The following is an 11,555-nucleotide window of genomic DNA, read 5'->3' as shown; positions in this document are numbered from 1 at the left end:
GTCTAACAATTATGGGGCACTTCACTTCCAGGTTCAGTCTTTCTTGTTCTTCTTTTTGTCTTTCTTGCCTTTTTTCCTTTTGTCCTTCTTGGCCTTCTTATTGTCACCCTTGGCCTTCTTATCTTTTTTATCCTTCTTGGCCTTTTTATCTTTTTTTGCTTTCTTCTTATCAGGCTGCGGATCGTTGTCTACTTCAGTAACAGGTTGCGTTTCTATTGGCGTCATCGGTGTTTTCATTTGCAACAATGAGGCCGCGCGCTGATCGCCATCACCGGCACGCCGCTGCAATTCCGCTAATGCAGCGCGGGCTCTGACAGAATCATTGAATGATCTGGGAAATAAGTAAGTAAAGAGAATGCCATTGCTTTCGGTTGTGAGTGCCATTTTCATCATTCCTCCAAGAAAAGTTGAACGGGCCGGCCATCTAGTTCAAGCAGTTTAAACCACTTCGCATAGTGACCTTGCAAGAATTGAAAATATCGTTTACCCTGCCCCGGTTGACTATATTGTACAATACTGCTCATGGCTGTCCCGTGGGATCCGATGATAAATGTGCCCGTAGGCGGTAATTGTTGTAAAAAAGCGAGATAACGGGCCTGGACTGTGTGGATACTTTCTCCGCCAGTCTCCGCGAAATCCAAGTCTTGCCATTGCCGGTCAACGTACTGATCAAAGTGAGTCACCCAGCCTGGCATTTGGCGTTCTTTCAATTGGTCACTTTGGTGAACAGACAATCCATGATCCTTGGCCAACGGTGTCACAGTATCGACGGCGCGCTGAAAGGGACTGGCGTATACAGCCGTGATTTCTAAATCGTGGAATACTGACATTAGTTGCTGAGCTTGTTGTTGGCCGTACGGTGTTAACGGCCGGGTCTGATCGTCATGGACAGATGTGTCTGGTTCGCCGTGGCGAATAAAATAGATTGTTCGCGTCATTAGCCCGTCTCTTCACGGATATACGCAATTTCTCGAATATTGCCGTAGGGCGTCGCTGTGATTTCTGGTTCGCCATATGGCTGAAAACCGTTGTGTCCATAAAACTGGCGCGCAGAATCATTGGCTACAAGCACGATCAGATAGATTTTGGCGTAGCTTTCGTGCAACTTCTTTATTGCCGCCTGTAGGAGTTGCGTGCCGATCCCTTGTCCTTCAACATCCGCGTCGACATAAATCGAATACACTTCGCCAAACCCAGAAAATTCCTTCTTACGGGCCGGTCCATACGAACAGACACCCACCACTTGCCGGTCTTGGTTAAAGGCTAAAAATGTATGTTGCCAACGTTCCTCTGGATGCCAACTCGTCACGTTGAGTTGACCGAGAAAACCGGCTGGAAGAATGTCGCGATAAGCGTCCTGCCACGTCTTTAGATAGAGCCGTTGGATCGCTGCGAAATCTTCGTGAGCGGTAGCAGCACGAATAGTGTATTTGGTCATAGGCTTCACCTCGATGATTTGATTGAGCCTAGCATACCGCAAAAGCGTATAGGAATGTGCAGATAGTTAACATCATTTTTGAGCGAAACAACCGATTGACGCTGAAGAGGACGTTCAGTATGATTTGAGTCAACAGGAATCGACGGAATAGCAGGCTATTGAGGAGTGAGTATCATGGCTAAGTGGCGTGCGTGGTTGTTCGTGTTGGGAATATTGATCGCTGTTATTGGCGCTAATCTAGTTGATTATTATTGGCCGCTTTTTTTGACAAGCGGTTCCTTTGCAGTTGATATTAATGTCGCCAAAATGGCTTTAGCGGTACTACTCATGGTCACCAGTTCAGTGCTTTTTAAAGTTCACTTATCATTTAAGTGGCGCTCTCTTTGGTGGGCTTTACTACTTGGTTTACCGATATTGAGTATTTACGTAGTGGGGTATCTCAGGCCCAGTTTAGCTATGTTGCCGGATATTTGGCTATTCCAAAACTTTAGACCTTTAATTCCAGCCAGCATTTTACACACGATGATGACCGCTTTTTCAGAGGAAGTTGTATTCCATGGTGTTCTGTTTGGTGTGATTTATCGGATCTTCACTAATTCCCGCTGGCCGTTATGGCAAACTGTCATTGTCACCAATGGCCTGTTCGCTTTGACCCACTTGACGAACGCTTTTGGTCAGCGCGGCGCTCTTTTCCCAGCCATTTATAATGTCCTGTTTGTCTTCGGCTGGTCCGTGGCGATTACCATCGTAATGATCATTGGTCGTAGTCTATGGGCACCGATCATTATCCATTTTTTGACCGATATTGTGCCTTTGACGTTGGCCTACGCTTATCCAGGGGATGGCTCTCCAACACCGGACTATCCTTTTAACCCGGATCACTTCTTTCAATCGGTGGCCCTCATGGCTGTCTTTCTCGTTTTGGCGGTGGTCTATGGTGTGATTTGGGGATGGTGGCGTAAACGACATCAGCAGGTTGAAGAGATTTATCCGTTTTGAGAAGTTGTATGGATTAATGCCGGAATTGGTTCTCGATTATTGGGGACTGGTTTCGGTTTTTTTGTCATGTTGAACTTGTCGCTCTTGTCAGCCCAGTACTCCGATGTACCAGGGGTGTGAACCGACATAGTCGCGTAAACGGGCTCCGCCGACCAGAAGCTATGGCCGGGTGATCCGACATAGCCGTGTAAACGGGCTGCGCGCCCCAGAAGTAAGGGCGGTACGAACCGACGCAGCCGCGTAAACGGGCTCCGCCGACCAGAAGCTATGTCAGAAGGCAGGAACGGCAAAAAAACCTAAGTGCGGGTTTTTCTGCCGTTCCTGCCTTCTGACGCCGCTTCTAACCGGTCGGCTGCGCCCTCTGCAAAAATACCCACCATACCGATCCCAAACTACCGGTATGATGGGCTCTAATGGTGGGTTGCATGTTCCCCAAAAGATAATACCGCGAGAGTGCGGCGGTCGATTCCACCCCTCATAAGTGGAATTCAACCATATCCATATTATGGCATATTTAGCTTAAATGGGACTTAAGAAAAGCTCGAATTATTTTGTGCAATTGTATACAACCCACCGTGAAGTTCGGTATAATAAAGATGGTTTGGTACCGCTTACAGATATTGAGAGAGGTGTTGGCTTATGACATTACAAAACATTCTCGTCGTAGGTGGGGGCACATTAGGCAGTCAAATTGCCTATCAAGCCGCCTTCCACGGCAAAAACGTGACCCTCTATGACATCAGTGACGAGGCATTGACCCAGGCTGCCAGCCGATTGGCGCGGCTTAGCCCGTCCTACCAGGAAGATCTCCAAGCCTCGCCGGCAAAGACCGAAGCAACGGAATCGGCCATCCGGCTCACCAGCGACCTATCTGCCGCCGCGACAGATGTGGATTTGGTGATTGAATCGATCCCAGAAATTCCAACCATAAAAGTGGATTTTTATTCAAAACTGGCACCCTTATTGCCTAAAGAAGCGCTGATTGCCACGAATTCATCCACCATGCTGCCATCTCGACTGGCAGATTCTACCGGGCGTCCAGATAAATTCTTGGCAATGCACTTTGCCAACATGATTTGGATTCGTAACACCGTGGAAATCATGGGCCATGCGCGGACTAATCCGGCGGCGACTGCAGAGATCGAGGAATTCACCCGGGAAATCGGTATGATTCCGATCGTCTTGAATAAAGAGCAGCCAGGTTATATTTTGAACTCCTTGCTGGTTCCGTTCCTTGATGCGGCCTTCAAGCTGTGGGGGACAGACGTGGCGGATGCTTATACCATCGACCGGGTTTGGATGCTGGCGACGGGTGCACCCCGCGGACCGTTTGCTGTGATTGACGTGGTGGGATTACGCACCGCCTACGAAATCTTCTCGCAACAGCCGGGTGACGTGGCCAAGGCAGTGGCGCAAAAAATTAAAGCACGCACTGACCAAGGCTATCTTGGTCTGGAAACTGGTCGCGGCTTCTACACTTATCCGAACCCTGCCTATATGCAGGCCGGGTTCCTCACTGCATTGGGTGACGAAAAAGAACAGTCGACAGTCACTGTCTAGCTGGCCGATGTGTCTGGGCATCGGTTAACCACTGAAATATCGCCGATCTCAGTCTTATTTGTCGCGATTTGCATTTTGTATCCTTAAGGCCGTTGTGTCTCCACATGGCGTTTCTTGTTCATCCCCCAAGAGACGTCGTGGAGATACAGCGGCCCTTTTTCACTTCTGATCGTTACAATCCGCCATGGCTAACTTGTCTCGTTGGTCAATCACTAGCCCTTCTTGTTTGAAAATTATATAATCTTGTTATTCTTAGCAAAAAGGAGGCATAACCAATGTCTGAAAGCGACAAAATGCACTCTGGTGAACTCTATCTGCCTGGTGACGACGCCATCGCCCAAGCACAACAGCAGGCGCTGGAAAAGCTTTACGATTACAATCATACCCGCCCCAGTGAGCGAGCTAAACGGCAGGCATTGCTTCAAGAAATGTTTGCGACCATTGGGTCTGATTGTTATCTGGAACCACCCTTCCATGCCAATTGGGCCGGCCGGTTTGTCCATTTTGGCAACCATATTTATGCCAACTTTAACCTCACACTGGTAGATGACACCCGTATCGACGTGGGCGACCATGTGATGTTTGGCCCCAATGTCACCCTGGCCACAGCTGCGCATCCGGTTCTGCCAGCCTTACGGGAAAAAGAATATCAGTACAATGTTCCGATCAAGATTGGCGAAAACGCCTGGCTGGGAGCCGGTGTTGTGGTTTTACCTGGGGTTTCTATTGGCGCTAATACCGTCATCGGTGCCGGCAGTGTCATCACCAAAGATATTCCCGCCAATGTGGTGGCTTTCGGTAATCCCTGTGAAGTCCACCGCCCCATCAACAAACATGATCAAACCTTTTACTACAAACAGCACCAAATCAGCATTTAACTCCACTACATAGCAGAGAGCAGGTAATTTATGCGACATAGAATTGAAGTCCGTCTGCCCGACGAAACCGAGGCAGCCTTAAAACAATATCTCATTGACACGAAACAGACTTTTGCCCAGTACGCCGCGCGCGCCCTGCGTAAACAAATTGCGGATACCTTGGATAATCAAGACCTGACAGAGACGGTGAAACACCATACAGCCGGCCTGCCCAAGCCTGAATTGCGGAAGCGCATGGGTCTGTGACCGTTTAACTGGACCAATTTGCACCACTCCACGAAATAGCGTTAAGGTAGAAGAGGAATGTTCTACTCAGTTACTCTATATAAATTTTCGTGAGGGGTTGTTTTTTTGAAACCAGTCAAAACAAAGGTTGCCGATGTCCCCACCGGCAGTATCCATCAGTATGACGCGATTCTGAAGTACTTTAACGATGAACCCGCCCAGCAAAATCGGCGGGCCCATTATCGTTCCATTACGTTTGTCACCACTGGGATCATTGCCTACGATGGCGGTCAAACCACCATGCTGCATCTGGGCACATTGCTTAGTGAGCAGGGCTACCAGGTGTTCTATCTCAGCTACGTGCCCCAGTCTGCAGAAGATATGGCGACCAACGCAGAGTTTAACTACCCCAATTACCAGGGTAAATGCTTGGATATGAGTCACCTGGACAGCCATCAATCCGACATTTGGGTCGCCACATTGTGGGAGTCCGCCTACGTCATCAAGAGCAAACCAGGCTACAAGATGTATTTCGTCCAGGACTACGAGCCTTATTTCTATCCTTTCGGCGACCGTTACCAGTTGGCCAAGCGGACCTACGATTTAGGCTTACATATCATTTCCCTGGGACCGTGGTGTGTCAAAATGATTGAGGACCAATGCGACCCCCACGGAATCATTGATCAAATCAACTTCCCCATCGACTTGGATCATTATCCGCTGAAAGAACGCGACTTCAACACTTACAAAGATATGGCCACCGTCAAATTGGCCGTCTATACCAAATGGACCAGTCCACGGCGCGCACCGATTACAATTCAATTGGTGTTAAAAAACGCGGAAGCCATTCTGGCTAAAAAGGGCATTACCTTGAAGATTCGCTACTTTGGTTCTCCCAAGAGCAAGCACTTCATCAATGGTAAAAACTTGGGTAAGCTCACCCGGCCGGAAATGAATGCCTTGTATCACTGGGCCGATTTCGGCATCGCCCCATCCATGACCAACTTTTCGCTGGTGCCGTTTGAAATGATGAGTACCGGTCTGCCCTTCATTGACTTTCTGGAAGGTACCGGCCGCTACTTCTTGCCGGATACCGGTTATATTCCGACGCATATGGACGAAAAAGCCCTAGCCCAGACGATTCTGGACACAGTGCGCCAACCTGAGGGATTGCCGAAGATGATCCACGAGTCAAATAAGTATCTGCACAGTGTCACGTGGGATCGGACGATCAATAGTTTCATTAAGATTCTAGATTCACTTCAATTATCGTAAAGAAAAAAGGACTGGCCTAAAAGTGATCGCCGATTCGCCGTGCTAAGGTGCGCAAGCTTCATCGGGATTGGACTTTGGCCAGTCCTTTTTTATTTTGATTAACCTTGCTTAAGTTGCGGGACGGCGGCTTGGATGCGTTGGGCGACTAGGACAGCTAATCCTGTTTTGAGCGAGTCGCCGGGAATGAAGATCAAGCTGGCGGTGAGCGCACTAGCAAAGGGCATGTGCAGGCCAACGGTGAGCCAGAGTGCGCCTAAGAAATCGACGATCACTGCACCGACCAGCCATAATAGAATTCCCCGCTGCCACCAATGGGCATGGTTGCCCAGCAGCCGATCGGCGGTACCGTAAAGCACTGGTGTGACTACCCAACCAGTGAGAAAACCGCCGCTGGCGCCCAAGAATACGGCTGGTCCGGCGGTCCGACTGGATAATACCGGCAGCCCTAAAATAACCAGCAAGAAAAATAAGCCGATGACGGCGCTGCCGCGTTTACTGCCCAGCAATATCGCCGTGAGCAGTACACCGAGATTTTGCATCACGATCGGAACTGGAATAAACGGAACGGGCAGCGGCGGAATAAAGCCTAACGCAATCAATAATGCCACGAACAAAGCAATGATAGCTGCATCGTGTCGTTTGAACATTGTTTAACCTCCATAATTTGCTGTGGGCAGATCCACTTTGGTCACTTCGCCCGCAGAAAAAGCCTGGCTGGTGCCATCGGGGAAACTCAGGATTAATTGACCAGTGGGCGCGATCATTCGCGCCACCCCTTGGACTTGGGTCTGGCCAATGGTCAAGGTGACCAGTTGTCCCAGCACCATCGATAGTTGGGCGTAGCGAGGAATGAAGTGACCCGTATGGTACTGCGGTAACAGCGCCATTAATTGGATCAGCAGCGCCGCGGCAATCGCATTGCGGTCCACGGGTAAAGTACCCAAGGAGCCCGCCTTGTTTTGAATGGATTCTGGGAAAGCCGCCGTGAACAGGTTCAACCCGATCCCAATGACCACCGCGTCGTGGGTCTGTTCCACCAGAATACCGCCGCATTTACGATCTTGGACAATAATGTCATTGATCCATTTCACGTGAAACAACGTCTCTGGAAAGAACGGCTGCAGCGCATTCACCAGCGCTACGGCGGCACCGGTGGTCAACAATCCGGGAGCTAGTGGCGCCACGCTTGCTGCCGGCACCAATAAACTGAGATACAGACCGCTGCCGGAGGGCGAATAAAAGGCCCGCCCGCGTTTGCCATAGCCAGCGGTCTGGGTATCCGCAATAAAGGCTTGGGCCCCGCTGACAGAATGATGCTGGGCAAAGTCTTTGGCATACCGGTTGGTGGATGGGAGTGTCGCAAACACCGTCACGGGGACATCCTGCGCGGCGTTGATCACTGCTGCACTGAGAGTCATTACATTAAGTGGACACCTTTGTCCACATAAATCACATCGCCGGTAATCCCGGTGGCCAAGTCAGACATCAAAAACGCCGCCACATTGCCGATTTCTTCCGTGGTGACACTTTGCCCGTCCACGGTGTTTTCCTGGGAGAGTTTCAACAGCTCGTTATGGTGCTTGATGCCGGATACGGCCAACGTTTTCACGGCGCCAGCAGAAATGGCGTTAACGCGAATATGATCATCGCCCAAATCTGAGGCCAAGTAGCGCACGCTGGCTTCCAAGGAGGCCTTGGCCACGCCCATCATATTGTAATTGGGGATGGCCCGTTCGGAACCAAAGTAGGTTAGCGTCACTAATCCAGCGGGATTGTTTAGAATGGGCTGAGCATATCTGGCCACACTAATGAACGAATAGGCACTGATATTTTGGGCCAGATCATAGCCGGCTTGGGTCGTGTGCACAAGTCCATTTTGCAAGGTGTCCTTATCCGCAAATGCAATGGCGTGCAGCACACCATCAATTTTGGTGAACTGACGGCCAATTTCTTGGAAGGCCTGCTCAACTTTTTCATCTTCTGCCACATCACATTCCACCAGTGGGAAGCCCTCTGGGACAAACCGTTCCAATGATTTCTTGATGCGGGCGTTTTGATACGTGAGAATCACCGTAGCGCCTTGGTCGGCCATGGCTTGGGCACAGCCCCAGGCGATACTGCGGGGATTTGCGACCCCCATGACCACAATCTTCTTACCGGTTAAAAATCCTGCCATATGCTATTTAGCCTACTTTCTAAAATTTACGATAGCGTGCCTGACGGCGGGTCAATAGTTCCGCTGGCGGCAATGCTAACAGAGTGGTCAAACGGGCGTGGATGGCCGTGGCCAGATCCGCCGCCTCCGTTTGGTTGGTGACTTCCGTGATCACGCGATCCACCACATGCTCGGCGAGCAGCTCCTTGGGGGTTAATCCCAACTTAGCGGCCGCCGCCGGTGCTTTGGCGGCGTCTTTCCACATGATACTGGCATAACCTTCTGGAGAAAGAATGGCGTAAGTGCTGTGTTCAAACATCCACACCTCGTCTCCGCAGGCCAGTGCCAACGCACCGCCGCTGCCGCCTTCTCCAACGATAATGCTGAGAATCGGGGTCGGCAGCTGCATCCCCTCCAGTAAACTGCGCGCAATCGCTTCGCCTTGACCAAAGTCTTCCGAATGCTTATCCGGAAAAGCCCCAGGGGTATTGATCAACGCCAGGACCGGCCGGTGAAATTTGGCGGCTTCCTTCATCAGACGCAACGACTTACGGTAACCCTCCGGCAACGCACTGCCAAAGTGGCGATCAATGTTTTCTTGGGTGTTGGTACCCTTCTGAATCCCGACAATGGTCACGGGCATCTCCCGCAATTGACCAATACCGCCGATCATCGCTGGGTCATCGCCGCCGGCGCGGTCGCCGTGCAAGGGAAAAAAGTCGGTGACCAAATCGTCAATCAATGTTTGAATGGGGATCTTCGCTGTGGAGCGGGCAGCTTTCACCGCTGCAAAAGCGTCCTGTTGCTGGACCATTAGGCGGTCACCTCCGTCACGGCATGCCACTTGAGCAGACGTTCCAAAACTTGTTTTTGCTGATCCCGGGGTACGATCGCATCAATGAAACCGTGTTGCTGGATGGTTTCGGCCCGTTGAAAATCAGCAGGTAATTTTTCATGAATCGTTTGCTCAATCACCCGCCGCCCAGCAAAACCAACCAGAGCGTGGGGTTCAGCCAAAATGATATCGCCTTGCATGGCGAAGGAGGCCGTGACGCCCCCAGTGGTGGGATCGCATAGAACGGTGATGTATAACAAACCCGCCTGATCATGGGCGGCCACTGCCTGGGAAACTTTTGCCATTTGCATCAACGACGCAATGCCCTCCTGCATCCGTGCCCCGCCAGACGCGGTGAACAGCACCACCGGTAACTTATCTTTCGTGGCCGCTTCAAACAGCCGGGTGATCTTTTCACCTGTGGCACTACCCAAAGAACCCATAATGAAATAGGGATCCATGATGCCTGCTGCAAAATGTTGGGCGCCGATGCGGGCTTGGCCGGTCAGGACGCTTTCCTTCAGCTTGGTGATTTTCTTAGCCTTAGCAATTTTGGCCTGATAGGCGGCATCGTTGTACTGGGCCGGCACCGTCAGCTGCTTATTGGTTTCTTGGAAATCGTCAAAAAGCAGCTTCACCCGTTTCCGGGCAGTAATCCGTAATGCATAACCGCAATGCGGACACGTCATGTAGTGGCCAGCCTGGAAACGGAAGAAAGTACGCCCGCACACTGGGCAGCTTTGCACAAGTCGATCAGGAATCGCCCGTTTGCGCTGGGCTAACTCCGTCGCGGTGGGCGGTGTAAATTTAGGCTGTAACATCGCGCTTGCTCCTCCATTCCGGTAAGAATTCTTGTTCAATATAGTCTGTCGTGTATTGGGCATCCGCAAACTTCGGCGACGCCAGCAGCGCTTGCAAGAAGTCGCGGTTAATGGCGATACCGCGTACGATACATTCCCCCAAGACCCGTTGCATCTTCACGATGGTTTCCTCCCGGGTGGGCAAATGAACGATCAGCTTAGCGATCATTGCGTCATAAAAGGGTGGAATTGTGCTGCCCGTCGTCACCCCGCTGTCGATGCGCACACCCAGCGTGCCATCGGGTAAATATAGCTGCTGCAATGTGCCAGGTGACGGGCGGAAATTATTAGCGGGATCTTCGGCATTGATCCGGCACTCCAGGGCATACCCTTTCACCTGGGCATCCGCTTGGGTAAAAGGCAAAGACTCCCCCGCAGCAACGCGCACCATGGCCTTGATCAGTTGCAGACCAGTGACTTCCTCGGTCACCGTGTGCTCCACCTGCAGCCGGGTATTCATTTCCAAAAAATAGAAGTGATGATGGCTATCCATCAAAAACTCGAACGTGCCTGTGTTGGTATAACCAATCTGATGACAGGCTTGCACCACGATATTACCAAGCTTGGCCCGTTCGACCGGGGTGATATCCTGGCAGGGACTTTCTTCAATGACCTTCTGATGATGGCGCTGCATGGAGCAATCCCGCTCCGGCAGGTACACGATGTGGCCGTGGGTATCAGCGATGACCTGCATTTCAATATGTTTGGCATTGGTCACCAATTTTTCAATATAAATTCGGTCATCACCGTAGTTCAAGCGAGCTTCCCGCTGGGTCTCGCGAAACGCTGCCGGTAAATCAGCGGCGGCCGCCACAGCCCGAATACCTTTACCGCCGCCACCTTCCGCTGCTTTGAGCAAAATGGGGTACCCGATTCGGTGGGCAGTGGTCATTGCTTCTGCCAGACTGGCCACAGTGCCTTCACTGCCGGGAATCACCGGGACGCCGCTTTTTTGCATCGCGGCCCGGGCGTGGGCCTTGTCTCCCATTAAGTCGATTACCTCTGGCGTCGGCCCAATGAAGGCAATGTGACATTCCGCGCACAAGCGGGCAAACTCCGCGTTTTCTGACAAGAAGCCATAACCGGGATGAATGGCCTCGCAGCCAGTGAGATTGGCCGCACTGAGAATTTGAGACATATTCAAATAGGATTGCGCTGGCTGCGGACCGCCAATACAAATGGCTTCATCAGCCAGTTGAACAAACAAGGCATCCTTATCGGCGCTGGAATAAATGGCCACTGCCGTGATATTCAATTCGTGGAGGGCGCGAATAATTTGGACCGCAATCTCACCCCGGTTAGCGACTAATACCTTTTTGAACATTCAAGT

Annotated in this window: 14 protein-coding genes; 5 read left to right on the top strand and 9 right to left on the bottom strand. The window is 51.2% G+C overall.

Annotated elements, in window-relative coordinates:
- Positions 1-33: 33 nt before the first annotated feature.
- The 3 genes from FD09_RS12445 to FD09_RS12435 are packed head-to-tail and all read right to left on the bottom strand — an operon-like array spanning position 34 to position 1,438.
- Entirely contained in the window at positions 34-384 is a 351-nt protein-coding gene (locus FD09_RS12445; protein ID WP_157053803.1) for a hypothetical protein, read from the bottom strand.
- 5 nt (positions 385-389) lie between these two features.
- The gene (locus FD09_RS12440) at positions 390-938 is read right to left on the bottom strand and encodes a histidine phosphatase family protein (protein ID WP_057821874.1); all 549 of its coding nucleotides are present in this window, start codon (positions 936-938) and stop codon (positions 390-392) included.
- Positions 938-1,438 (bottom strand): GNAT family N-acetyltransferase, encoded by a 501-nt coding sequence (locus FD09_RS12435; RefSeq protein WP_057821872.1) that lies wholly within the window; start codon positions 1,436-1,438, stop codon positions 938-940. The genes FD09_RS12440 and FD09_RS12435 overlap by 1 nt, the downstream gene beginning before the upstream one ends.
- 174 nt (positions 1,439-1,612) lie before the next feature.
- Here FD09_RS12435 and FD09_RS12430 point away from each other — a divergent pair, with 174 nt between their 5' ends.
- The 5 genes from FD09_RS12430 to FD09_RS12410 all read left to right on the top strand — a co-directional run bounded on the left by FD09_RS12430 (position 1,613) and on the right by FD09_RS12410 (position 6,375).
- Positions 1,613-2,437: a CPBP family intramembrane glutamic endopeptidase gene (locus FD09_RS12430; RefSeq protein ID WP_057821870.1), complete on the top strand. Its 825-nt coding sequence runs from the start codon at positions 1,613-1,615 to the stop codon at positions 2,435-2,437.
- Between the two features lie 639 nt (positions 2,438-3,076).
- Complete coding sequence (locus FD09_RS12425; protein ID WP_057821868.1) at positions 3,077-3,997, top strand: 3-hydroxyacyl-CoA dehydrogenase; 921 nt, start codon at positions 3,077-3,079, stop codon at positions 3,995-3,997.
- A gap of 275 nt (positions 3,998-4,272) precedes the next feature.
- Positions 4,273-4,875, top strand: coding sequence for a sugar O-acetyltransferase (locus FD09_RS12420; RefSeq protein WP_057821867.1), 603 nt, complete (start codon positions 4,273-4,275; stop codon positions 4,873-4,875).
- Positions 4,876-4,905: 30 nt separating this feature from the next.
- A complete protein-coding gene (locus tag FD09_RS12415) occupies positions 4,906-5,121 on the top strand; it encodes a hypothetical protein (RefSeq protein WP_057821865.1) in 216 nt (71 codons plus the stop codon).
- A gap of 105 nt (positions 5,122-5,226) precedes the next feature.
- Positions 5,227-6,375: a glycosyltransferase family protein gene (locus FD09_RS12410; protein WP_057821863.1), complete on the top strand. Its 1,149-nt coding sequence runs from the start codon at positions 5,227-5,229 to the stop codon at positions 6,373-6,375.
- A 98-nt stretch (positions 6,376-6,473) separates the two neighbouring features.
- On the opposite strand, the gene FD09_RS12405 is transcribed toward FD09_RS12410, so the two are convergent.
- From FD09_RS12405 to FD09_RS12380, 6 genes are read right to left on the bottom strand one after another with little or no spacing between them, the layout of a single operon-like run.
- On the bottom strand, positions 6,474-7,022 hold the full coding sequence (locus FD09_RS12405) for a biotin transporter BioY (protein ID WP_057821861.1): 549 nt from the start codon (positions 7,020-7,022) through the stop codon (positions 6,474-6,476).
- Between the two features lie 3 nt (positions 7,023-7,025).
- Positions 7,026-7,793: a biotin--[acetyl-CoA-carboxylase] ligase gene (locus FD09_RS12400; RefSeq protein ID WP_057821859.1), complete on the bottom strand. Its 768-nt coding sequence runs from the start codon at positions 7,791-7,793 to the stop codon at positions 7,026-7,028.
- Positions 7,793-8,551 carry an enoyl-ACP reductase FabI gene (gene fabI / locus FD09_RS12395; protein WP_057821857.1) on the bottom strand — a complete coding sequence of 253 codons (759 nt, stop codon included), beginning with the start codon at positions 8,549-8,551 and terminating at the stop codon, positions 7,793-7,795. Before fabI ends, FD09_RS12400 begins: the two co-directional genes overlap by 1 nt.
- A 19-nt stretch (positions 8,552-8,570) precedes the next feature.
- On the bottom strand, positions 8,571-9,344 hold the full coding sequence (gene accA / locus FD09_RS12390; RefSeq protein ID WP_057821856.1) for a carboxyltransferase subunit alpha: 774 nt from the start codon (positions 9,342-9,344) through the stop codon (positions 8,571-8,573).
- Positions 9,344-10,186, bottom strand: coding sequence for an acetyl-CoA carboxylase carboxyltransferase subunit beta (locus FD09_RS12385; RefSeq protein WP_057821854.1), 843 nt, complete (start codon positions 10,184-10,186; stop codon positions 9,344-9,346). The genes accA and FD09_RS12385 overlap by 1 nt, the downstream gene beginning before the upstream one ends.
- A complete protein-coding gene (locus FD09_RS12380; protein WP_057821852.1) occupies positions 10,173-11,549 on the bottom strand; it encodes an acetyl-CoA carboxylase biotin carboxylase subunit in 1,377 nt (458 codons plus the stop codon). The genes FD09_RS12385 and FD09_RS12380 overlap by 14 nt, the downstream gene beginning before the upstream one ends.
- Positions 11,550-11,555 lie beyond the last annotated feature (6 nt).

Source organism: Schleiferilactobacillus perolens DSM 12744 (genome assembly GCF_001435585.1).
GTDB lineage: Bacteria > Bacillota > Bacilli > Lactobacillales > Lactobacillaceae > Schleiferilactobacillus > Schleiferilactobacillus perolens.
Note: the sequence above shows the minus strand (reverse complement) of the source record. Positions and strands in the feature narration are given on the sequence as shown.

What these genes read in the sequence shown, in the direction of transcription:
- FD09_RS12430 (WP_057821870.1), top strand. Translation starts at nt 1,613, where the DNA reads ATGGCTAAGTGGCGTGCGTGGTTGTTCGTGTTGGGAATATTGATCGCT.
- FD09_RS12405 (WP_057821861.1), bottom strand. Translation starts at nt 7,022, where the DNA reads ATGTTCAAACGACACGATGCAGCTATCATTGCTTTGTTCGTGGCATTA.
- FD09_RS12435 (WP_057821872.1), bottom strand. Translation starts at nt 1,438, where the DNA reads ATGACCAAATACACTATTCGTGCTGCTACCGCTCACGAAGATTTCGCA.
- FD09_RS12420 (WP_057821867.1), top strand. Translation starts at nt 4,273, where the DNA reads ATGTCTGAAAGCGACAAAATGCACTCTGGTGAACTCTATCTGCCTGGT.
- FD09_RS12415 (WP_057821865.1), top strand. Translation starts at nt 4,906, where the DNA reads ATGCGACATAGAATTGAAGTCCGTCTGCCCGACGAAACCGAGGCAGCC.
- FD09_RS12400 (WP_057821859.1), bottom strand. Translation starts at nt 7,793, where the DNA reads ATGACTCTCAGTGCAGCAGTGATCAACGCCGCGCAGGATGTCCCCGTG.
- accA (WP_057821856.1), bottom strand. Translation starts at nt 9,344, where the DNA reads ATGGTCCAGCAACAGGACGCTTTTGCAGCGGTGAAAGCTGCCCGCTCC.
- FD09_RS12445 (WP_157053803.1), bottom strand. Translation starts at nt 384, where the DNA reads ATGGCACTCACAACCGAAAGCAATGGCATTCTCTTTACTTACTTATTT.
- FD09_RS12440 (WP_057821874.1), bottom strand. Translation starts at nt 938, where the DNA reads ATGACGCGAACAATCTATTTTATTCGCCACGGCGAACCAGACACATCT.
- FD09_RS12380 (WP_057821852.1), bottom strand. Translation starts at nt 11,549, where the DNA reads ATGTTCAAAAAGGTATTAGTCGCTAACCGGGGTGAGATTGCGGTCCAA.
- fabI (WP_057821857.1), bottom strand. Translation starts at nt 8,551, where the DNA reads ATGGCAGGATTTTTAACCGGTAAGAAGATTGTGGTCATGGGGGTCGCA.
- FD09_RS12385 (WP_057821854.1), bottom strand. Translation starts at nt 10,186, where the DNA reads ATGTTACAGCCTAAATTTACACCGCCCACCGCGACGGAGTTAGCCCAG.
- FD09_RS12425 (WP_057821868.1), top strand. Translation starts at nt 3,077, where the DNA reads ATGACATTACAAAACATTCTCGTCGTAGGTGGGGGCACATTAGGCAGT.